General features: G+C 69.1%; 18 protein-coding genes. 7 read left to right on the top strand and 11 right to left on the bottom strand.

The window, feature by feature from the left end; genetic code table 11:
* The first annotated feature begins 26 nt into the window (after positions 1 to 26).
* On the top strand, positions 27 to 578 hold the full coding sequence (locus tag DEIMA_RS09770; protein WP_013557091.1) for a hypothetical protein: 552 nt from the start codon (positions 27 to 29) through the stop codon (positions 576 to 578).
* Between the two features lie 68 nt (positions 579 to 646).
* On the opposite strand, the gene DEIMA_RS09775 is transcribed toward DEIMA_RS09770, so the two are convergent.
* Positions 647 to 2,488 carry an arginine--tRNA ligase gene (locus tag DEIMA_RS09775; RefSeq protein ID WP_013557092.1) on the bottom strand — a complete coding sequence of 614 codons (1,842 nt, stop codon included), beginning with the start codon at positions 2,486 to 2,488 and terminating at the stop codon, positions 647 to 649.
* Positions 2,489 to 2,593: 105 nt separating this feature from the next.
* Between DEIMA_RS09775 and DEIMA_RS09780 the strand changes: the two genes are divergently transcribed.
* Positions 2,594 to 3,178, top strand: coding sequence for a hypothetical protein (locus tag DEIMA_RS09780; RefSeq protein ID WP_013557093.1), 585 nt, complete (start codon positions 2,594 to 2,596; stop codon positions 3,176 to 3,178).
* A 54-nt stretch (positions 3,179 to 3,232) separates the two neighbouring features.
* On the opposite strand, the gene DEIMA_RS09785 is transcribed toward DEIMA_RS09780, so the two are convergent.
* The 4 genes from DEIMA_RS09785 to DEIMA_RS09800 are packed head-to-tail and all read right to left on the bottom strand — an operon-like array spanning position 3,233 to position 5,386.
* The gene (locus DEIMA_RS09785) at positions 3,233 to 3,691 is read right to left on the bottom strand and encodes a divergent PAP2 family protein (RefSeq protein WP_013557094.1); all 459 of its coding nucleotides are present in this window, start codon (positions 3,689 to 3,691) and stop codon (positions 3,233 to 3,235) included.
* The gene (locus DEIMA_RS09790) at positions 3,688 to 4,542 is read right to left on the bottom strand and encodes a bifunctional 5,10-methylenetetrahydrofolate dehydrogenase/5,10-methenyltetrahydrofolate cyclohydrolase (protein ID WP_013557095.1); all 855 of its coding nucleotides are present in this window, start codon (positions 4,540 to 4,542) and stop codon (positions 3,688 to 3,690) included. The genes DEIMA_RS09785 and DEIMA_RS09790 overlap by 4 nt, the downstream gene beginning before the upstream one ends.
* On the bottom strand, positions 4,539 to 5,048 hold the full coding sequence (gene nusB / locus DEIMA_RS09795) for a transcription antitermination factor NusB (RefSeq protein WP_013557096.1): 510 nt from the start codon (positions 5,046 to 5,048) through the stop codon (positions 4,539 to 4,541). The genes DEIMA_RS09790 and nusB overlap by 4 nt, the downstream gene beginning before the upstream one ends.
* Before the next feature lie 2 nt (positions 5,049 to 5,050).
* Entirely contained in the window at positions 5,051 to 5,386 is a 336-nt protein-coding gene (locus DEIMA_RS09800) for an Asp23/Gls24 family envelope stress response protein (RefSeq protein ID WP_013557097.1), read from the bottom strand.
* 247 nt (positions 5,387 to 5,633) lie between these two features.
* Between DEIMA_RS09800 and DEIMA_RS09805 the strand changes: the two genes are divergently transcribed.
* Positions 5,634 to 8,396 carry a hypothetical protein gene (locus DEIMA_RS09805; RefSeq protein WP_013557098.1) on the top strand — a complete coding sequence of 921 codons (2,763 nt, stop codon included), beginning with the start codon at positions 5,634 to 5,636 and terminating at the stop codon, positions 8,394 to 8,396.
* Between the two features lie 79 nt (positions 8,397 to 8,475).
* A complete protein-coding gene (locus DEIMA_RS09810; RefSeq protein ID WP_013557099.1) occupies positions 8,476 to 9,135 on the top strand; it encodes a hypothetical protein in 660 nt (219 codons plus the stop codon).
* 60 nt (positions 9,136 to 9,195) lie between these two features.
* On the opposite strand, the gene ligA is transcribed toward DEIMA_RS09810, so the two are convergent.
* Positions 9,196 to 11,211: an NAD-dependent DNA ligase LigA gene (ligA, locus tag DEIMA_RS09815; RefSeq protein WP_013557100.1), complete on the bottom strand. Its 2,016-nt coding sequence runs from the start codon at positions 11,209 to 11,211 to the stop codon at positions 9,196 to 9,198.
* A 297-nt stretch (positions 11,212 to 11,508) separates the two neighbouring features.
* Here ligA and DEIMA_RS09820 point away from each other — a divergent pair, with 297 nt between their 5' ends.
* The gene (locus DEIMA_RS09820) at positions 11,509 to 12,609 is read left to right on the top strand and encodes a BMP family lipoprotein (protein WP_013557101.1); all 1,101 of its coding nucleotides are present in this window, start codon (positions 11,509 to 11,511) and stop codon (positions 12,607 to 12,609) included.
* A gap of 66 nt (positions 12,610 to 12,675) precedes the next feature.
* On the opposite strand, the gene DEIMA_RS09825 is transcribed toward DEIMA_RS09820, so the two are convergent.
* The 3 genes from DEIMA_RS09825 to DEIMA_RS09835 form a co-directional block, all read right to left on the bottom strand.
* A complete protein-coding gene (locus DEIMA_RS09825) occupies positions 12,676 to 13,887 on the bottom strand; it encodes an NAD(P)/FAD-dependent oxidoreductase (protein ID WP_013557102.1) in 1,212 nt (403 codons plus the stop codon).
* Positions 13,884 to 14,960: a Semialdehyde dehydrogenase NAD --binding protein gene (locus DEIMA_RS09830; RefSeq protein WP_013557103.1), complete on the bottom strand. Its 1,077-nt coding sequence runs from the start codon at positions 14,958 to 14,960 to the stop codon at positions 13,884 to 13,886. The genes DEIMA_RS09825 and DEIMA_RS09830 overlap by 4 nt, the downstream gene beginning before the upstream one ends.
* A 136-nt stretch (positions 14,961 to 15,096) precedes the next feature.
* The gene (locus DEIMA_RS09835; protein WP_013557104.1) at positions 15,097 to 15,903 is read right to left on the bottom strand and encodes a phosphatase PAP2 family protein; all 807 of its coding nucleotides are present in this window, start codon (positions 15,901 to 15,903) and stop codon (positions 15,097 to 15,099) included.
* A 111-nt stretch (positions 15,904 to 16,014) separates the two neighbouring features.
* Between DEIMA_RS09835 and DEIMA_RS09840 the strand changes: the two genes are divergently transcribed.
* The gene (locus tag DEIMA_RS09840) at positions 16,015 to 17,619 is read left to right on the top strand and encodes an ABC transporter ATP-binding protein (protein ID WP_013557105.1); all 1,605 of its coding nucleotides are present in this window, start codon (positions 16,015 to 16,017) and stop codon (positions 17,617 to 17,619) included.
* Positions 17,620 to 17,704: 85 nt separating this feature from the next.
* The gene (gene deoD / locus DEIMA_RS09845) at positions 17,705 to 18,412 is read left to right on the top strand and encodes a purine-nucleoside phosphorylase (RefSeq protein ID WP_013557106.1); all 708 of its coding nucleotides are present in this window, start codon (positions 17,705 to 17,707) and stop codon (positions 18,410 to 18,412) included.
* An 83-nt stretch (positions 18,413 to 18,495) separates the two neighbouring features.
* On the opposite strand, the gene DEIMA_RS09850 is transcribed toward deoD, so the two are convergent.
* Positions 18,496 to 19,758 carry an RsmB/NOP family class I SAM-dependent RNA methyltransferase gene (locus tag DEIMA_RS09850; protein WP_013557107.1) on the bottom strand — a complete coding sequence of 421 codons (1,263 nt, stop codon included), beginning with the start codon at positions 19,756 to 19,758 and terminating at the stop codon, positions 18,496 to 18,498.
* 68 nt (positions 19,759 to 19,826) lie between these two features.
* Complete coding sequence (locus DEIMA_RS09855) at positions 19,827 to 20,105, bottom strand: stage V sporulation protein S (protein WP_013557108.1); 279 nt, start codon at positions 20,103 to 20,105, stop codon at positions 19,827 to 19,829.
* Positions 20,106 to 20,277: the final 172 nt, after the last annotated feature.

Genomic DNA, 20,277 nt, shown 5'->3' on the forward strand with positions numbered 1-20,277 from the left:
GCGCGCGCGCAGCGCATGCTGCTCGCATGAGAGTCGAGCTTCGTGAAGTGCGCGCCGCCGCCGTTCAAGCCCTGCAGTTCCCGCCGTCCGCGTTCGGCCTTCAACCCGACGCGGACGGCTGGGTGGACCTGAACGCGCTGCTGCTTGCCCTCGCGGGCTCGCGCCCCTCGTGGGCGCGGCTGAGCGCACGTGAACTGCGCCTCGCCGACGAGCAGGCCGACGTCAGCGGCCTGGAGTTCACGGTGCCGCACGGCGCGGGCGGGTTCGTGCGCTCCCGCCTGAATGCGCACGGGCAGGTGCGCGGCCTCAGCCTGCGCGGGCAGGGCCTCCCGGCGTGGCTGTACTGCGCACTCGACGTGGACGACGCCGTGCGCGCCGTCCGCGCCGGGCTGCTCGGGGACGGCGGGGTGACGCTGCAGGACGAACCGGCCGCGTGCGTCGGAGGCGCGCTGGTGCTCGCGGTGCATACGCGCAGCGCGGCAGAGCGGGGCGTGGGGTTCCGCGCGCGCGGCACGGGCCGCTGGTGGGCGCCGCGCATCCCACGCGAGCATCTGATGGTGTACACCAGCCGCCAATGAACCCAGCAGCAGAGCGGCGCACCTCACGCGGGTGCGCCGCTCTGCTGCATTTACATCATTTACATCATTTACATCGCGCTGGGCACCTGAATGCCGAGCAGGTCGAGGGTCTCCTCGAAGGTCGCGCGGAGTTTACGCACGAGCGCAAGTCTCGCTTCACGCTGCCCGGCGGGACTCGCGAGGACGTTCGTGGCCGCTTTGCCTTCGGGCGTTTTCGCGTTGTACCAGCTGTTGAACGCACCGGCGAGGTCCAGCGCGTACGCGGCGACGACGTGCGGGCTGTGCACGCGCACGGCAGTCCCGATAACCTCCGGGAGGCGCATGACGGTCTTCGCGAGCGTCAGGTCGAGGTCCGTGAGTTGCGCCCAGTCGGCGCCCGCGCCGTCGCTGACGTACCCTTCGGCCGCAGCCTTCTTGAGGATGTTCCCGGCGCGCACGGCGGCGTACTGCACGTACGGCGCCGTGTCGCCCTGGAGGGTGAGGGCCTGCTCCCAGCGGAAGTCGATCTGGCGGGTGGGTTCGTTGCGCATCATCGCGAAGCGCAGCGCGCCCAGGCCGATGCGGCGCGCGATCTCCTGCGCCTCGTCGGCGGAGACCGTTTCGCGGCTGCTCTGGCCTTCCTTCTCGACGAACAGCGCCCGCGCCCGCTGCGTCGCTTCGTCCATGACGGCGTCCGCGCTGACGGCGCCGCCCTTGCGTCCGGAGATGGTCTGCCCCTCGAAGGTCACGAACGCGTAGCTGAGGTGAATGCTGCGCGCCTCCTCGTCCGGGTGCCCGGCCACGCCCAGGGACGCCTTCACGACGCGTTGGGGGTGCTCCTGGCGGGAGTCGATGACGTTGATGACTTCATAGGCGTGCGCGAAGCGGCGCTCGCCGTCCACCTCGCCGTCGGGCGCGCTCGTCCACACCGTCTTCCCTTCCGGGTCGGTGGTGAAGGGCTTGAACTTCATGCCTTCGAACAGGCCGAACTTCCAGAACTGGTACCCGATGTCCTTCGCGGCGTACATGGCGGTGCCGTCCGAGCGGACCAGCACGACGTTGCTCTCCTCCAGGCCCGGCATGAACGCCGCGACGTTCATGACGAACGCCCCGGCGTACTTCCCGTCGGTGGGGTGGCTGGTGTAGCTGCTGCCCTGCAGGATGTTCATGGCCTTGCTCAGGAAGCCGCTGCCGACCACGTCGGATTCCCAGTTGAGCAGGTCGTAGCGCGCGCCGAGGCGGTGGCAGGTGTCGAGGTGCGCGAGGACGATACGTTCCACTTCGCCGCGCAGTTCGCCCGCCTCGAGGCGGTGCATGATGGCGCTGATGCCGGGCTCCAGGTCCGCTTTCTGCGGGTCGGCGTTGAGCCGCACGTACCCTTCGCCCATCCAGTGGTCGTACTTCTGCTGCCCGTCCCACACGCGGCCGTAATGGTCGCGCGCAAACAGGCTCTCGGCTGCCTGACGGCCGGTGTCGTCAATGTAGTTCTGCACCTCGACGGGGTAGCCGGCCGCGCGGAAGATGCGCGCCATGCTGTCCCCGAGGACGACGTTGCGGACGTGCCCGACGTGCAGTTCCTTGTTGGGGTTGACGGACGTGTGCTCAATGACGATCTTCCCGCTTTGCGCCTCGGGCGTCGCGGTGTCCTCCACGATGCTGCGCACGAACGTGCCGACGTCCACGAAGAAGTTCAGGTACGGGCCCATCGCTTCGGCGCGGGCGATGCCGCTCGGCAGTTCGATGGTGCTCGCGAGCTGCGCCGCGAACGCGGCGGGGTTGCCGCGCAGGCTCTTGGCGAGCAGGAACGCGGCGGGCGTGCCGTAGTCGCCGGGCTTGCCGGGCGGCGTCTCCTGAATGACCGCCTCGATGTCCGCGCCGAGGGTCCGGGCTGCGGCTTCCACTGCTGCTTTGAGTTGCGCCTTCACGTCCATAAGGCCAGAGTTTAGCACTGCGTGAAGGGCGGCTCCCGCTGCGCTTCACGGTCTGCTGGGCGCGTCATCACGGACGCGTCAGCTTCAGCGGGCACAGTGGGAAGCATGAAGAAGCTTCTCGGTCTGGTTGGCGTCGGTGTGGTCCTGGCAAGTTGCGGGGTGTCTTCGGATGGCCGCTCCGCGATTTTCGCACCGGAGTTGCGTACGGAGTTCTACGACCTGACCACGAAAACGTACGTGTCATGCGCGAACCTGAACCAGCAGAGCGTGCCGACGCAGGGCGGCGTGTCCGTGGGCGCGACCGGGGCGCTGGCGCGCATTCACGTGCAGCTCAAAGGCCAGACGACCACGGCGTACGATCAGAATTACGTGGCGGACTTCTCGCAGAGCGCGGGCACCCTGGAGAAGAACGGGGACCGGTACGTGTTCGTGTTCGACGCGCCCAACCGCACCGAAGCGGACTTCCTGCCGCAGAGTGTCGGGGCGCAGGGCATCATCGTCAACCCGGCGAAACGCACCATCAAGAACGTGGCTGCGTCGGACCGCGTGGGCAACGGCCAGGGCGGCTTCTACGCGCAGCTGACCGGGTACTCCGACACGGGCGCGTCCACGCCGGCGATCACGAGCCAGGCAGTGCCGGTGTACGCGAACTGCCAGCTGATCAACGACACGGGCAAACCGGTGTTCTGAACGGCGCACAAGGAGGCCACGCCTGCTCAGGCGTGGCCTCCTTCCTTGCCGGCTTCAGGGGATCCAGAGGAACGCGACGCAGCCGGCGAGGATGCCGAGCAGGGTCCCGACGAGCACTTCGAGGTACGTGTGGCCGAGCAGGACGCGCAGCGGCGTGGGCGCGAAACCTTCGCGGACGACGGCGCGGAGTTCCTCGACGAGTTCGTTGAGGAGCCGCGCCTGCTGGCCGCTCGCATGGCGCACGCCGGTGGCGTCGTACATGACGATCAGGCTGAAGGTGACGCACGCGGCGAACAGGGGGCTTTCGGTGCCCTGTGTGATGCCGATGCCGGTGCTGAGGGCGGCGACCATGGCGCTGTGGCTGCTGGGCATGCCGCCCGTTTCGAGGAACTTCTCGGGGCGCCAGCGGCGCTCCAGCAGCAGGATCAGCAGGACCTTCACGACCTGCGCGAGCGTGCTGGAAAGCACGGCGGTCCACAGCCAGCGGTTGTTGAGGGCGTCGAGCAGATTCATGGGTGGGCGTGGTGGTGCGCGGCGGTGACGGTGTTCATGAGGAGTTGCGCGACGGTCATCGGGCCGACGCCGCCCGGCACGGGCGTGAGCGCACCGGCGACGCTGCGCACGTCCGGGTGGACGTCGCCCACGAGGCGGGGGGGCTCGTCGGCGACCGCGTGGCGGTTCACGCCGACATCAATGACGGTCGCGCCGGACCTGACGTGTGCGGGCGTGATGAGGTGCGCGCGGCCCACGGCGGCGAACAGGATGTCCGCGGCACGGGTGACGGCGGAGAGGTCCGGCGTGCGGGAGTGCGCGACCGTGACGGTGGCGTCCCGGGCGAGCAGCATGGCCGCGAGGGGCTTGCCGACGATGTTGCTGCGCCCCACGATCACCGCGCGTTTCCCCGCGACCGGGACGGCGTAATGGTCGAGGAGTGCGAGGACGCCGGCGGGCGTGCACGGTGGAAGGCGCGTCTCGCCGCTCCACAGACCACCGACGTTCACGGGATGAAAGCCGTCCACGTCCTTGTCGGGGTCGATGGCGCGCAGGACGCGCGAGGCGTTCACGTGGGCGGGCAGCGGGAGCTGCACGAGGATGCCGCTTGCCGCCGGGTCGGCGTTGAGTCGCGCGATCAGCGCGAGTAGGTCCGCTTCGGGGGTGGCGTCCGGCAGGGCGTGCACGGTGCTGCGCAGGCCCACCTCGCGGGCCTTGCGGTCCTTGAGGCGGACGTAGCTGACGCTGGCGGGGTCGTCACCGAGGCGGATGACGTGCAGGTGCGCGCCGCCCGGCAGCGCCGCGAGGCGTTCGCGGGCGCGGGCGAGCAGGGCTTCCGCGGCGGGCGCGCCGGGCAGCGCGCGTGCCGTCAAGCGTCGTCTCCGCTGCCGTCCGGGCCGGGCAGCGGCAGGGCGCCCTGCTCCTCGATGGTGCGGGACACGCCGCTGAGGACGCCGTTCACGAAGCGGCCGGAGTCCTCGCCGCCGAACTTGCGGGCGACGCGCACGAAACTCTCGATGATGGGCGGGTGCGGGTCCTCGCCGCGCAGCATTTCCGCCGTGGCGAGGCGCAGGACGTTCAGGTCCGTCTGGGCCATCTGCTCGAAGGTCCAGCCGCGGATGGTGCGGGTGAGGAGGCTGTCCACCTCGGCGCGGCGCGCGGTCTGCGCCCCGAGCAGGTCCCGGGCGAAGTCCACGGCTTCGTCGCCGAGTTCCGGGTAGGTGTCGTCGCCGTGCGCCATGTTGAGGCGGGCGCGATTCAGGGCTTCCTGCAGGGGCACCTGCCCGCGTTCACTTTCGAACAGCACGCGGAAGGCGAATTCGCGCGCGGCGCGGCGGGAGTTGCTGGGGGCGCTGGCTTTCTCTCGGCGGCGCGTCAAGGTCAGGCGCCTTTCGGGAGCGTGAGGCCCAGGACGGTGACGTTCACGGCGCGGACCTTCAGGCCGGTCATGAGCTCCACGTTCTCGGTGAGGGCGCGCTGGGCGTTTTGCGCGAGTTTCACGAGGTTCTGGCCGTACTCGATGTTCACGCCGAGGTCGAAGCTGAGCTGCTCACCTTCGCGCTGGACCTTGATGGCGCGGGGGCGGCCACGGCCCGCCTGACGCTGCAGGACCTCACCGACCTTGATGGGGGCGGGCGCGACTTCGAGGCCCTCGATGCGGTCGAGGGTGGTGGTGGCGATGTCCAGGAGGACGTTTTTGCTGATGTCGAGTTCCACGGGGAACCTCCGGGTGGGGTGAAAGGGTGGGTTGGGGGTGGCAATGCGCCACCGGGTGACTCAGTGTAGCAGCGGCCTGCCCGGGACCCGCGCGGCGGGTGAGGCCGTGCCCGCGCGTGGACACGCCGGCCTCTCTCCCATCACCCTGCGTGCAGGCGGTGAAGGGTAAAGGCGCCCCTGCTCGGTCCAGCTGGACGGGGGCGTGCGTTTGCCGCAGACTCCGGAGGTGCTCAGGCGGGAGCGGTTGATGGCGCGCGTTCAGGGGACGCGCGCGCCGGTCCTGCTCGTGATGGGGCCCGTGGGGTATGGGAAGAGCGTGCTGCTGCAGGACCTGGCGAGCGTGAGCGCGGCGGTGTTCGCCGTGGCGAGCCGTGACGAGCCCGTGGCGGAGACGCTCCACCGCGCGCTCGCGAAAGTGGGCGTGGTGGCCGAATCGCTGGAGGCGGCGTTGGCGACCGTGCGCGCGCCGACGCTAGTGCTGGTCCCGCAGGCGCACGTGCTCGACCGGGCGCAGCAGGAGTCCCTGCTGGCGCTGGCGCTCGCGGGGCCGCCGGGCGTGCGGTGGGTGCTGGAGGTCCGGCATGCGCACCTGCCGGGCGTGCAGTCCGGCCTGCTGTCCGGTCGGCTCGATATCCTCGGCCCGGACGCGCTGCGGTTCACGCCCGAGGAGGCCGCAGCCCTGCAGCCGGACCTGAACCCCGGGGAGCGCGAGGACCTGGCGCGGCATGAGGGGTGGCCGACGGTGGTCGCGCATTATCACCTGCCGTACGTGCACCCGGAGGCGCTGTTCGAGGAGCTGGTGGGGGCGCTGCCGCCCACGGCGCGCCGGCTGATCGCGCACCTGCGCCGGCCGGACGACTGGTCGCAGGTGCGCGCCTCGAACCCGGACGTGCTCGCGCTGCTGGACGCGGGCCTGCCGCTTCTGGAGCGCCGGGGGGTGTTGCGGCCCACCGTGGCGTTCCAGTCATGGCTGCAGGGGGCGGGCGACGCGGCGCCGACCAGCTTCGAGGAGACGTACGTGGGCGTGCAGGTGCTGCTCCAGAGTGGGCATGTGGACGAGGGCGTGCGCGTCGCGGACGCGTTTGTCGCGGCGCACGAGGTGCCGGCAGGGCAGCAGGAGCATTTCCTGACCCTGCTGCAGGGTGTGGGGCAGGCGGCGCTGACGCCGCGCCTGCGGGACGTCCTGGCGTACGCGGCGGTCATGTGCGGGCGCGTGGAGTGGGGGTGGACGCTGGCGACGTGGCAGGAGCAGCAGGGGCTGGCGACGTTCACGACGTACAACACGTTGCTGGTGGCATCGGAGCGGCGCAATGACCAGTTCAGCAACTACCTGCGGTATTCCGAGCGGTGCGAGCAGCACGCCCGAACGCCGGGGGAGCACTTCCGGGTGCTGATTCAGCGGGCGTACGCGTGGATTCTGCAGTTGGACGGCGTGCAGGCGTTGCAGGCGTCCCTTGACGCGATGCGGTTCACGGAGAGCGATCCGGCGCGGATCACGACGGCGTTGGAGCACCGCGTGCAGGCGCATCTGCTGCTGCAGGACGCGGCGGGCGTAGAGGCCGCGTACCGGGAGGCGGTGGCCGTCGCGGACGCGTGGGGGGACAGGCGGCTGCTGCGCGGCGTGAACATCCTGATGGCGGAGTACCTCAAGGACGTCGGGCGTTACGACGACGCGGCGCGGGTGCTGGACGATGCGTTGTTCGACGGTGCCGCGGAGCGTCCGGACGGCGCGGAGTACCACCAGCTGGTACGGGGGTACGTCGCCTCGGATCTGGGTCGGTACGTGGAGGCGACGTCGCACTTCGAGCGGTCAGTGGCGCTGTTCGAGGACCGGCAGCACTATGTCGGCATCATCATGCCGCTGACGTTTCTGGTGTACGTGCTGTGGCGGCTGGGAGATGTGGAGCGCCTCAGGGGGTACGCTGAGCGGTTGCGGACTGTGGTCCGGCTCTACTGGAATGACGTTCCGGCGGGTTCGACGGAGGCCGCGAGTGTGTATCCGCTTGCCGAGGGGCTGCTGGCGTACGTGGAGGGCGACGTGGATCGGGCGCTGGCGTGCGTGGAGGGCATCCGGACGGCGCGCGCGGAGTATTACGATTCGGTGCTGCTGGCGGCGCTGCTGACGTGTCAGTGGCGTTACGAGCGTGGGGAGCTGACACCGACGCATGTGTCGCGATTGTTGCAGTTCAGCGCGGCGCGGCCGCTCGGGAGTGACGCGACGCTGCGGGCGCACGCGGGCCGGCATCACCGGGCGTTGCTGGCGTTCTGTATTGAGCGGGGGTGGGGGGCGGCGCGGCTGGAGGCCTGCCTGTCGGCGCGCGGCGGGCGTGCGCGGTCGGCGGTGACGCTGCTGACCGCGCCGCCGACATGGTCGGGGACGGAGGAGGCGCGGACGGTCCTGCGTCCGGTGGAGGCGTTGCTGCTGGCGTACTGCGTGGATCGGGCGGCGCGTGGGGAGGGGGCAGCGACGGTCGACGAGGTGCGGCGTGACGTCTGGGGTGGTCAGCGGTCCAGGGCGACGGTGGCGTCCCAGCTGAGTCGGGTGCGGCGTCGCCTGCGGGCGGACCGGCACGCGGTGGCGGTGCTGTCGGGCACGTCCGCCGTGGGGGATGTGGCGTTGGATGTCACCGAGGCCGGCGCCGCAAGCCAGCTTCCGGCCATCCTGGCTTTTCTGGGTGCGCTCCGACACTGGGACCAGTACGCGGAGTTCGGTGGGGGGTGGGTGTTGGAGACGCAGCGCCGGCTGGTGCAACGGGCGAAACGAGCGGTGCAGGGTCTGCCGGACCTGGGTGTGGGGGTGCGCGCGGACCTGTGGTTGCGGCTGTGGCGCGTGGCGCCGGAGGATGAGGAGGTGCAGGCGGCCCTGAGTGCCCTGCTGCTTCACCCGGCGCTCTCGCCGCTCGCGAGAGTGTTCGCGGCGGAGCGGGGGTGGGACGCTGATCTGGTGGACGTGGCGCTGCATGTCCTGCGGACGCAGGTGGATCTGGGAACCGCCTCTGCAGACACGTGAGTTTTCTGCTTTTCAAATGGTATCTTGACTCATCGGAAGCTCATTTGATGGTGCAATCCCTGCGCTCTAGGCTGCAAGCATGACGCCGATGATCGCCGACCACTTCGTGGCCGACGCCCCCCACGCCGGCCTGTTCGCAGTTTCCACCGCAGAAGCCGGGCTGGCCATCCGTCTCGACGGTGGCCTGATGGTGGCCCTGCACGCCACCCGCTCCGCGCCGCAGATCGTCGCAGATGAACTCTGCTGCCCGGCGGTGATGGCGCACCTGCGGCAGAGCCATGCCCGCGTGATGGTCGGCCTGCACCGCATGACCGGCCTGCACCTGCTGCTCCCCGTGGACCCCAGTCCCCTGGCCCCCAGTGCCCGCGACACTCTGGAGCGCGCCCGCCTGCTGCGCGACACCACCCTGCACATGCTCGACCCTCAGGGGCTCTGGCTGCGCGCCTCGGACGCCGCCACCTGCACCGCCCTCGCCGCCGCCTACCCGGACAGCGCCCACGCGCACGAGTGGGCACTGACCTCCTCGCTCGCGCCCTGGCCGGACGTTCTGAGCACCGCGGAACAGCAGGGCACCCCGGGACTGATGGTCGCGGACTTCGGGCCGCATACCCCCCTCGCGCACACGGCGCTGCTGCAGCGCACGGCAACGCCGGGGAGCCCCGTGCCGGCCGCGCTCGCGCAGTACGCGCCCTTCCGCGCGCAACCCCACACGGACCACCTGGGAACGCCCGCTCACTGAGCTTGCAGCTGCAGGCGGGGCCCACTCGATCCTGAGTGGGCCCCGCCTGCAGCTGCTGATTCAGGGGACTGGGGGTGCGTCGCGTTCGGTCAGCAGGGCCCCGAGGGCCGCCTCGTCGAGGATGGTCACGCCGTTCTCGCGGGCCTTGTCGAGCTTGCTGCCGGCGTCCTCTCCGGCAAGCAGGTACGTCGTTTTCTTGGTGACGCTCCCGCTGATGCGCGCGCCGAGCGACTCCAGGTGGGCCTTGAACACGTCGCGGGGTCGGCTAAGCGTCCCCGTGATCACGAACGTCGTCCCGGCGAGCTGCTCGCCTTGGGGCGCGTCGACCTCCTCGACGGTGTTGAGGTCGGCGGCGCGCAGGCGCCCGAGCAGGTCCGTCATGGTTGCGTCGTGCAGGGCTGCGTGGACACTCTGCGCGAGGGTTTCGCCGACGCCGTGAATGGACGCGATCTGCTCGGGCGTGGCGGCGAGGAGCGCGTCCAGGCTGGGGAACGCGCGCGTGAGCACCTGCGCGTTGCGTTCGCCGACGCCGGGCATACCGAGGGCGTTCACGAGGCGCCACAGCGGTTGCTTCTTGCTTTCCTCCAGTTCGCGCAGGACGTTCTGCGCTTTCTTGGTGCCGCTGCGCTCCAGCCCCGCGAGCTGCGCTTCCGTGAGGCTGTAGAAGTCGGCGGCGTCCCGCACGAGGCCGCCCTGCAGGAGTTGCTCGATGAGCTTCTCGCCGAGGCCGCGGATGTCCATGGCGCCGCGGCTCACGAAGTACCGCAGCCGTTCGTACGCCTGCGCGGGGCACGCGGGGTTCACGCAGTAGGTGTTCGCGTCCCCTTCGGCGCGGACGGCGGCGTGACCGCATTCCGGGCAGTGCGTGGGGAACTCGAAGGGTTCGCTGTGGTCCGCGCGGAGCTCGGTGAGGTTCCGGACGATTTCCGGGATGACGCCGCCGGCTTTGCGGACGAGGACGGTGTCGCCGATGCGCAGGTCGAGGTTGCGAATGAAGTCCTCGTTGTGCAGCGTGGCTTTGCTGACGGTGCTGCCCTCGATGAGGCGCGGTTCGAGGTGCGCGAGCGGCGCGAGCTTCCCAGTGCGGCCGACGTTGATGGTGATGCTCAGGAGTTTCGTCTGGACTTCCTCGACGGGGAACTTGTACGCGATGGCCCAGCGGGGCGCGCGGCTCGTGAAGCCGGCGTCCTCCTGGGCGCGCAGGTCGTCGAGTTTGATGACGGTGCCGTCCGCGTCGAACGGGAGGTTCGCGCGGTCCGCGACCATGCGGGCGTGGTATGCGGCGGCCGCTGGGAGGCCCTGAACGCGTTCGCTGTACGCGCTGGTCGGGAAGCCCTGCTCCGCGAGCCAGGTCAGGACGTCCCATTGCGTGCGGGCGGGCACGCCGTCGCGTTTGCCGAGGGCGTACAGGATGGCGCGCAGGCGGCGTTTCGCGGTTTCTTTCGGGTCTTTCTGCCGGAGGGCGCCGGCGGCGCCGTTGCGGGGGTTCTTGAGGAGCGGCAGCCCGAGTTCTTCGGCGAGGGCGTTGTAGCTGGCGAACTCCTCGCGGCTGAGGTACACCTCGCCGCGCACTTCCAGTTCGCCTTTGAGGCCGGGCAGGGTGCGGGGGATTTCCGGGATGGTGAGGACCTGTTCGGTGACGATCTCCCCCACCACGCCGTTGCCGCGCGTGGCAGCCCACTGCAGGACGCCGTCCACGTAGTAGAGGTTGACGCTGAGGCCGTCGATTTTGAGTTCGCAGGTGTAGGCGTAGTCGGCGGTGTCCGGGGCGGCGCCGAGCGCGCGCGCGAGTTTGGCGCCCCAGTCCGTGAGTTCCTCGTCGTTGAATACGTTGTCGAGGCTGGTCATGGGTGTGGGGTGCGTGACGGGCTGGAAGGCGCTGCTGGGGGCGCCACCGACCTTCTGCGTGGGCGATTCGGGCGTGATCCATTCGGGGTGTGCGGCCTCGGCGGCGCGCAATTCCCGCATGAGCGCGTCATACTCGGCGTCGCTGATTTCGGGGGTGTCCTGCTCGTAGTAGAGGCGGTTGTGGTGTTGGATGGTCTGGATCAGTTCCCGGTAGCGGGCCTCGGTCATGGGGGAAGCCTACCACTCAACTACGCTGTGGGCGGAACGCTTTTGGGCCCTCAACATGCCGGACTTTACATCTGCGTGGAGCGTTCATGAAAATGAGAGATGTTTTACGGAGGCTGTGCACGCCCATGAGGAGCGTCACAGAACATCGTCCTGCTCAGCGTTCTGCGCTTTTCCCTGATCTGGAGCTGACATGCAGGCCTCTGGCTTGCATGAGAATGACATCAGAATCGTTTGTTTATTTCCCCATTGTATTCGCTATACTCCGTTGCGGGAATCACCCCAGGAGGAATAACAACCATGAAAAAAGCACTGACCCTCGGTCTGCTTGCCGCCCTCAGCGGTGCCCTTGCCCAAGGTAGCCTTCGCGTCGGCATGGCCTACGACGCTGGCGGTAAATTCGACAAATCCTTCAACCAGAGCGCCTACGAAGGCAGCCAGCGTGCCGCGAAAGCGGGCGGCGTCACCGTCAAGGACTTCGAACCCACTGACCCCAGCCAGGTCGTGCAGGGCATCCGCAGCTTCGCGAACGACGACTTCGACCTGGTCATCGGCGTCGGCTTCAACAACAACGCCAGCATCACCACGGTCGCGAAGGAAAACCCTGACCTCGCGTTCGGCCTGGTCGACGACGTGAGCCCCCAGAAGAACGTCGCCAGCCTGCTGTTCGCCGAAGAGCAGGGCAGCTACCTGGTCGGCTACCTCGCCGGCATGAACAGCAGCACCGGCGTGGTCGGCTTCGTGGGCGGCATGGACATCCCCCTGATCCACAAGTTCGAAGCGGGCTTCACCGCGGGCGCCAAGGCCGCGAACAAGAACGTCAAGGTGCTCGCGCAGTACGTCGGCACCACCCCTGAAGCCTGGAACAACCCCAGCAAGGCCAAGGAAATCGCGGCCAGCATGAAGGCCAAGGGCGCGGACATCATCTTCGCGGCCGCGGGCGGCAGCGGTAAGGGCGTCGTCGACTACATCAAGCAGACGCAGTGCCTCAAGGCCGGCAGCCTGCCCAAGGGCGTGACCTTCAAGACCAACAACTTCGCCAAGGTCGCGAAGAGCGCCAGCTACGCCAGCGCCTGCGCCGGCAACACCCGCCCGATGTTCTTCATCGGCGTGGACAGCAACCAGAACTACCTGGGCGACTTCGACAACAAGCCCACCACACTCAACCACGGCCTGACCAGCATGCTGAAGCGCGTTGACAACGCCGTGTTCGCGCTGATCAACGACGTGAAGGCCGACAAGTTCAAGGGTGGCGAACGCCGCTTCGGCCTGAAGGAAGGTGGCGTCGGCTACGCCGTCGACCAGTACAACAAGGCGCTGATCCCCAGCAGCCAGATCGCCAAGGTCGAAGCCATCAAGGCCCAGATCATCAGCGGCAAGATCAAAGTCCCCAGCAAGTAAGCCGGGCAAAGGGGAGGGGCGGAACGCGCGCGTTCCGCCCCTCCCCTTTTGGCATTTCGGCGTGGCTTACGCTTCCGGCACCGTGGACGCCCGGACCGCCCGGGGAACGCGGGGGCGCGTCAGCCACGCGTGCAGGACGCGTGCGCCGCCACGCTTGGTCGGCATGTACCAGACGAAGAACAGCAGGCGCATCAGCCAGCCCAGGCGCCCCGTGAACTGCATTCCCTTGAGTTCCGTGATGCCCTGACCGACCCGGAAGGCCGCCCCCTGCCCCAGCCCGCGGTAGGCGAAGGGCCGAGGCGCGCGCCCCTGCACGGCGCGGCCGATGTTACGCCCGGCGCACATGCCGTGCTTCATGGCCCACAGGGCATTGGTGGGGCAGGCGCCTCCGGTGACCGGGTGGGTGACGTGCGCGGCGTCACCGCCCGCCCAGATGTTGGCGTACCCCGACACGCGCAGCGCGTCGTCGGTGAGCAGGCGCCCGTCCGGGTGGCGCGGCAATTCGTTCAGTCCGGGGACGTCCTGCGCGGCGAATCCGGCGGTGACCAGAACCAGGTCGGCGGGCAGGTGCGCGCCGCTGCTCAGGCGCGCGCCGCGGGCCGTGACCTCCTGCACGCGGCATTCGCGGAGGATGTGAATTTCGCGCGCGCGCAGGGTCTGCTCGGCATACTCCGCGAGGTGCTGGTACTCCGGGCGGAGGGTGGTGAGGAGCTGCGGGGTGGCGGACGCCAGGTGAATCTGAAGTTCGGCGGGCGTGAAGCGCTCGCGCAGCGCGGCGGCCATTTCCACGCCGGCAAAGCCGCCGCCGACGATGAGGGCGCGCGCACCGTTGGGGGACCACGTTTGCAGGTGTTGGTGGAGGCGCTGCATGTCAAGGGTGTCTTTCAGGCCCCAGCCGTGTTCGCGCAGGCCCGGAAGGCGGTCGAACGGGTCGCGGGCGCCCACGCCGACCAGCAGGTGATCGTAGGGCACCACCGTGAGCGCGCCGTTGGCCTGCGTGACCTGCACGGTCTGGGTGTCCGGGTCCACGCGTGTGGCGCGGCCCAGCACGAGGCGCGCGTGGGGGAGCACGTCGGTCAGGGGCGTGAGGGTGCGCTCCAGCGGGAGCACGCCGGCGAGCACTTCGCCCGTCCAGCCGTGGAAGGTGTGGTACGGCTCCGGGGTGATGACGGTGATGCGCGCCGCGCCGCGCCGCACGTCGCGCCCGAGGGTGCGCATCAGCGAGCGGTACGCGTCGATGGTCACGTAGCCTCCGCCGAGCAGGACGATGTCGGTCATGCCAGCACCGGTTGCCGCGCGTGGGGGGTGACGGTGAGGGGGCGACTGAAGCTGTGCGGCGCCGCGATGTGGAACCCGAGGTCTGCGTGGGCGCGTGCCAGTTGGAGCATGTGTTCGGCCTGGTCCACGGAGGAGGCCCCGATGGAGAAGTGGCCTGCGTGGCCGCTGAGGCCCAGCAGGAGCGTTTCGGCGAGGCAGGCGTAGGCGACGCCGCGGGGCAGGCCGATGCTGCCGCGCATGCGCATGCCTGGTATCTCCACGAGGCCACCGTCGATGATGGTGACGTCCGGGCGCGTGTGGAGCAGGGCGGCGTCGGTGTTGCGGGGTTGGGTGTCGTCCAGGACGACGGCGTGCGGTTTGAGGTGTTCGCTGCGCAGCAGCGCTTCGGTGGCGCTGGTCAGCAGGACCACGAGGTCGGCGCCGCGCGCGTCGATCATTGTGGTGGAGGCGTGGGCGTCGGCGCCGCTGGCGGCGATGTCGTCGCGCAGTGCGTGGAGGCGTTCGGGGTTGCGGGCGATGAGGGTGAGGCGCCCTCGGTGGCGGCGCGCGAGGAGGCGGGTGAGGCAGGCGCCGACGCTGCCGGTGGCGCCCACGAGGGCAATGTGCGCGCGGTCCGGGTCGGGGGTGTACTGGAGGGCCTGGTGGACGCCCTGGAGGGTCATGGCGGCGGTGAAGGCGTTGCCGTTGGTCACGCCGATGTCGGTGCGGTGGGTGAGGGTGGCGCCGCCCCGGGTGGCGGGGGCGTTGAGGCCGCCGAGGCCGACGACGCGCGCGCCGAGGTCGCGGGCCCGGCTGACGGCGTCCTCGAGTTTCGCCTGCACTTTCGGGCGGGGCAGGTGGAGGAGCTGGGCGGCGGTGAGGGGCACGGTGATGAGGTGCGCGGCCAGGGTATCGGGCGCGTCGGTGTAGCGGATGTGGCCGGTGACGAGCGGAGGAATGGGGAGTCGGCGCAGGGCCTGGGCGTAGACGCTGTTGGGAATCCGGGCGAGTGCGGGGTGGAAGAGCTGGGCCAGATCGGCGGCGACGTTGACGCGCGGGTGAATCAGGAAGGCCACGGGTTGGCGAAAGTTCATTAAGACATCATAAATAAATGGTGTGGATTTTTCCACACAAGACTCACAAAAGGTGCACAGCCCACGGTTGTCAGGGGCAATCCTGCAACAGTGCGGGGGCAGCCTGTCCGCTGCCCCCGTCCGGTGGAACCGCGCCTTACGCGCGGGTGGGCATCCAGCGCCGGAACACCAGGGGCACGAGTTCCGTGGCCGTGAGCACGGTCAGGAAGTGCCGGATGGCTGTGCCTGCCCCAGAGTGCCGCAGTTCCTCCGGGACCACGCGGAACCCGAAGTACACCGCGAAGACCAGCAGCAGACCGCCCAGACCCACCAGCAGGCGGGACGCCGCGCCGCGCGGCGCGGCGTACTCGAAGCGGGACATCAGGAAAGCGCCGAGGATACTGAGCCCAACCGCGAGGGCCGCGAGCGAGGGGAGCAGCGCGAGCGCGAACGTAAACGCCCCCACCCAGGTGAGGCGCGGCACATCCCGCGTGGCCACCCACGCGAACGCCGCCCCAAGCAAAAGACCCACGACGACGTCCGAAGGAAAGTGAACGCCCAGGACCAGGCGGGACAGGCTCACAAGCACCACGAGGGCGATCGCGAGGGCCCACACGCCGCGGCGCTGCAGGGTGGCCGCCATGCCGAGCCAGAGGGTGGCGGTCATCTGCGCGTGGCCGCTGGGCAACCCGGGCCCGCCGGCGGTGGCCTGCGCGGCGCGGCCGGCCACGGACGGGTCGAGGTGGAAGGGGCGAGGGAGGTCCAGCGCGAATTTCAGGCCGGTGTTCGCGAGGTAACTGGTGGCGAACGCGACGCCGAGCGCGCGGGCGCCGCGCGGGTTGACCAGCCAGGCGTACAGGGCGATGACGATGATGAACACCTCGTCGCGGCCCAGGGACGTGATGAGCAGCCAGATGCTTTCCGGCCCGCCGAGCGTGTCGTGCAGGGTCTTCACAATGTTCATGGTGCACTCAGCATACGTCCCGGCTGGGACTGATGCGGCCGCGTCCGACCGGCAGGAGGCGGGGCTTCAGGTGGTCTTAACCGGAGGGGAGCCGGCTGGTACACTGTAGGGATGACGAAGGCAGACGTCCTGCACGCCGGGCATCAGCACGCCAGTGTGAACGCCATTGAGCTGCGCGGTATCACGAAACGCTTCCCGTTGGTTCTCGCCAACGACAACATCAGCATGACCGTCAAGTGGGGCAGCATTCACGCGCTGTGCGGCGAGAACGGCGCCGGCAAAAGCACCCTCATGAAAATTTTGTACGGCGTTCAGCCGCCCACCAGCGGGGAAATCCTCGTGGACGGGCAGGTCGTGAACCTGCAGGAGCCGAACGACGCGATTAAGCTGGGCATCGGCATGGTGTTCCAGCACTTCATGCTCGTCGAGCCGCTCACCGTAACGGAAAACGTCATTCTGGGTCTGGAGCCGGGCAGCCCGCTCGCGCTGAACTACAACGCCGCGCGCAAACGCGTCGCGGAACTCATCAAGCAGTTCAACTTCGACCTGTCCCCCGACGACAAGATCGAGGACCTGCCAGTGGGCCTGCAGCAGAAGGTCGAGATCCTCAAGACGCTGTACCGCGGCGCGCGCATCCTGATTCTGGACGAGCCGACCGCGGTGCTCACCCCGAACGAAACCGAGGAGCTGTTCGAGTTCCTCAAGAACCAGTACACGAAGGCGGGCAACAGCGTCATCTTCATCAGCCACAAGCTGCAGGAAGTGCTGGAGATCAGCGACGAGATCAGCGTCATCCGCGACGGCAAGATGATCGGCAGCATCCCGGCGGCCGGCGCCACGCGCGAGCAGCTCGCGAAGATGATGGTGGGCCGCGACGTGAACCTGCGCGTCCAGAAGGCGCCCGCGCAACCGGGCGAGGTGGCCCTGAACGTCCAGAACGTCAGTGTGCGCGGCGAGCACGGCAAGATGGCCGTGAACGGCGTGTCGTTCAACCTGCGCGCGGGCGAGATCGTCGGGATCGCGGGCGTCGAGGGGAACGGCCAGAGTGAACTGGTGGAGGCCATCACGGGCCTGCTGCCCGTCGCGAGTGGCGAGATCACGTACATGGGGCAGCGCGTCACGGGCGGCGCGCGCGCCGTGAGCGCTGCGGGCGTGTCGCACGTGCCGGAGGACCGCAACGAGCGCGGCCTGGTGCTGGACATGACGACCGCGGAGAACTTCATTCTGGGCGAGCATGACCGCGCGCCGTTCGCCGGGTCGCTCGGGTTCCTGAACCTGGAAGCGATCGAGGAGAATGCGCGCACGCTCAGTGAGGCGTACGACGTGCGCCCGCGCAGCACGAGCCTGCACGCGGGCCGGTACTCGGGCGGGAACGCGCAGAAGATCATCGTGGCGCGTGAGATGCGCAAGAACCCGAAGATTCTGGTGGCGTCACAGCCGACGCGCGGGGTGGACATCGGCGCGATCGAGTTCATTCACGCGCGCATCGTGGAGGCGCGCGATCAGGGCCTCGCGGTGCTGCTGGTGAGCGCGGACCTCGGTGAGGTCATGAACCTTTCGGACCGCATCCTGGTGATGTTCGAGGGGCAGATCGCGGGTGAGGTGAACGCGCGCGAGGCGAGCGAAACGCAGCTCGGCCTGATGATGGCGGGCGCGCACGAGGGCGCCGCGCAGCATACGCACACGAAGCCGGAACTGGACACCCGCCGGCAGTAAGCGGACCGTCGGGGAGTGGTCACGTAGGCGTGACCACCCCCCCTCGTGTACTTTTGACGTAAAGAGCCGCTATAGTGTGTCGGTTATGAGCATTCACCTGAACGCCAAGGAAGGTCAAATCGCGGAGACCGTGCTGCTGCCGGGCGATCCGCTGCGCGCGAAGTACATCGCGGAGACGTTCTTCGAGGACGTCGAGCAGCACAACACGGTGCGCGGCATGCTGGGCTACACCGGCACGTACCAGGGCCAGCGGGTGAGCGTGCAGGGCACCGGCATGGGCATCCCGAGCATCAGCATCTACGTGAACGAACTGATCCAGTCGTACGGCGTGAAGAACCTCGTGCGCGTGGGCACGTGCGGCAGCTACCACGAGAACGTGCGCGTGCGCGACATCATCCTGGCGCAGGCTGCCAGCACGGACAGCGCCATCAACCTAGACCGTTTCGGCGGGTTCACGTTCGCGCCCATCGCGGATTTCGAGCTGCTGATGCGCGCGTACGTGGCGGCGCAGGCGCAGGGGTTCCGGACGCACGTGGGGAACGTGTTCTCCAGCGACACCTTCTACCAGGATGACCCGGAGTCGTTCCAGAAGTGGGCGCGGTTCGGGGTGCTGGGCGTGGAGATGGAAGCGGCGGGGCTGTACACGCTCGCGGCGAAGTACGGCGCGAAGGCCCTGACGGTGCTGACGGTGAGCGATCACCTGATCACGCGCGAGGAGACGACCGCCGAGGAGCGTCAGCAGACGTTCGGGCAGATGGTGGAAGTGGCGCTGCGCGCCGCCCTCAACCTGTAAGCGAGTCGGAAGGAGGAGGCCGCCCTGTGGGGCGGCCTCCTCCTTTACATCCCCGTGAATAAAACGGGCGTTTGTTTGTATGACTATGCGCCTTGGGCGCGACGATGCAGCCGCACGATGAAAAACCCATCCACGCCCTCAACCGGAACCGTCCGCACGCCCGGACCGGCCTGCACGACGGGCACGTGCAGGTCCGGCAACGCCTCGGCCTGGAAGTCCGGATGCTCGGCCAGGAACGCGGCCGCGACCTGCGGCCCCTCGGCGTCGGCGAGGCTGCACACGCTGTATACCAGCGTGCCGCCTGGCTGCACCAGGTCCGCAGCGCGTGTCAGCAGGGTGCGCTGCAGGGCCGCCATCTCCCCCACCGCCGGCTCGGTCAGGCGAAGCTTGATTTCCGGGTGGGCCCGCAGGGTGCCGCTGCCGGTGCACGGGGCGTCCAGCAGCACCAGCGGCGCGGGCGGCGCGTTCAGCGGCCGGGTCAGGTCGGCCGTCACGAATTGCGCCTGCACGCCCAGCCGCGCGAGGTTCTCACGCGCGGCCCGGTGCTTCCCAGCGATTTTGTCGACGCTCGTGACACGCGCGCCGCGCCGCGCGAGCATCGCGGCCTTCACGCCCGCTCCTCCCGCGAGGTCGAGCACCGGCAGGCCGTCCACGTCCCCGAGCGCCAGCACGCACGCGTGACTGGCCGGGTTGATGGGTTGCGCGTGCCCGGTACGGTACGCGCGCGTTTCGCGCAGTGGGCGATCCAGGGCCACGCGGTATACGTCCCCGCGTCCGCCCTCGACGGCGCTGCCCTCCTCGTCGAGGGCGCGGACGCCGGCGTCGTCGAGGTACAGCCACAGCGGGGACGGTTGCAGCTGGTCCAGCATGGCGTCGGGGGCGACCTCACCGAACGCAGTGCGGAATTCCTGCTCCAGCCACGAGGGCAGGGCGTACGGGCTGGCGTCGGGGGCGACGTCCACGCGGCGCAGCACGGCGTTCACAAGCCCGGGCGACGCGAAGCCGTCCCGGGCGAGCGTGACGTACTCGCTCACGGCCGCGTGTGGGGCGGTGCCGAGCACCAGTTTCTCGAAGGCCCCGGCGAGCAGCAGCGCGCGCGCCTTGATGGGTGTGCTGCCTTTGAGGAGCGCGTCGAGGGCGGGCAGCAGGGTGGGGGCGTGGCGGAGCGCGCCGTACACGATGTGCGTGGCAAGGCCGGCATCGCGCGCGGGTAGGCGGGCGTGCGCGAGGGCCTCGTCGAGGGTCGGGGCGGCGAAGGCGCCGCCCAGGACGCGCGCGAGGACGCGCACAGCGACGGCGCGCGCGGGGTTCGCGCGGCGGGGCGCGCGGGTGGGAGCGTCGGTCATACCGCCCAGGATAGTGCGCGCCTGCGCCGCCGAACACGCGGGGGCGTTCGGCGGGCGTGGGCGTGGGTTCAGGCGACCGGGTCGATTTTGTGACCCTGGATGGTGAAGCGCACGGCGGTGCGTTCTTCGTCTTCCAGGTCGAGTTTTACGAAGGACGGCTGGGTGCTGAGGTCCAGCTGGTCAGGGGTGATGTAGCCGCGGGCGATGGCGATGGCTTTGACTGCTTGATTCACGGCGGCAGGGCCGATGGCCTGCACTTCAACTTGTCCGTTGGATCTGAGCAGAGCCGCTATCGCTCCGGCGACGGCATTGGGGCGGGATTTGCCGGATACGCGCAACGTTTCCAAGACGGACCTCCGGGATGGGTGATGCCCTCAGTGTAAGCTCAGAATCCTCATTCAGTCAATGCAGGGTGGCCGAGTCCAGGGTAAGCGAGAGGGCGCCCAGCACGGCGAGAGCTTCTGTTGCTCACTCGCGCAACATTATGAAACGGACGAGCACTTTTCAGCCTGTTTACCT

Origin of the sequence: Deinococcus maricopensis DSM 21211 (assembly GCF_000186385.1) — a bacterium.
Lineage (GTDB): Bacteria > Deinococcota > Deinococci > Deinococcales > Deinococcaceae > Deinococcus_B > Deinococcus_B maricopensis.

Excerpts from the sequence above, each read along its gene's own strand:
- DEIMA_RS09770 (WP_013557091.1), top strand. The coding sequence starts at position 27 with ATGAGAGTCGAGCTTCGTGAAGTGCGCGCCGCCGCCGTTCAAGCCCTG.
- DEIMA_RS09775 (WP_013557092.1), bottom strand. The coding sequence starts at position 2,488 with ATGGACGTGAAGGCGCAACTCAAAGCAGCAGTGGAAGCCGCAGCCCGG.
- DEIMA_RS09780 (WP_013557093.1), top strand. The coding sequence starts at position 2,594 with ATGAAGAAGCTTCTCGGTCTGGTTGGCGTCGGTGTGGTCCTGGCAAGT.
- DEIMA_RS09785 (WP_013557094.1), bottom strand. The coding sequence starts at position 3,691 with ATGAATCTGCTCGACGCCCTCAACAACCGCTGGCTGTGGACCGCCGTG.
- DEIMA_RS09805 (WP_013557098.1), top strand. The coding sequence starts at position 5,634 with ATGGCGCGCGTTCAGGGGACGCGCGCGCCGGTCCTGCTCGTGATGGGG.
- DEIMA_RS09810 (WP_013557099.1), top strand. The coding sequence starts at position 8,476 with ATGACGCCGATGATCGCCGACCACTTCGTGGCCGACGCCCCCCACGCC.
- ligA (WP_013557100.1), bottom strand. The coding sequence starts at position 11,211 with ATGACCGAGGCCCGCTACCGGGAACTGATCCAGACCATCCAACACCAC.
- DEIMA_RS09820 (WP_013557101.1), top strand. The coding sequence starts at position 11,509 with ATGAAAAAAGCACTGACCCTCGGTCTGCTTGCCGCCCTCAGCGGTGCC.
- DEIMA_RS09825 (WP_013557102.1), bottom strand. The coding sequence starts at position 13,887 with ATGACCGACATCGTCCTGCTCGGCGGAGGCTACGTGACCATCGACGCG.
- DEIMA_RS09830 (WP_013557103.1), bottom strand. The coding sequence starts at position 14,960 with ATGAACTTTCGCCAACCCGTGGCCTTCCTGATTCACCCGCGCGTCAAC.
- DEIMA_RS09835 (WP_013557104.1), bottom strand. The coding sequence starts at position 15,903 with ATGAACATTGTGAAGACCCTGCACGACACGCTCGGCGGGCCGGAAAGC.
- DEIMA_RS09840 (WP_013557105.1), top strand. The coding sequence starts at position 16,015 with ATGACGAAGGCAGACGTCCTGCACGCCGGGCATCAGCACGCCAGTGTG.
- deoD (WP_013557106.1), top strand. The coding sequence starts at position 17,705 with ATGAGCATTCACCTGAACGCCAAGGAAGGTCAAATCGCGGAGACCGTG.
- DEIMA_RS09850 (WP_013557107.1), bottom strand. The coding sequence starts at position 19,758 with ATGACCGACGCTCCCACCCGCGCGCCCCGCCGCGCGAACCCCGCGCGC.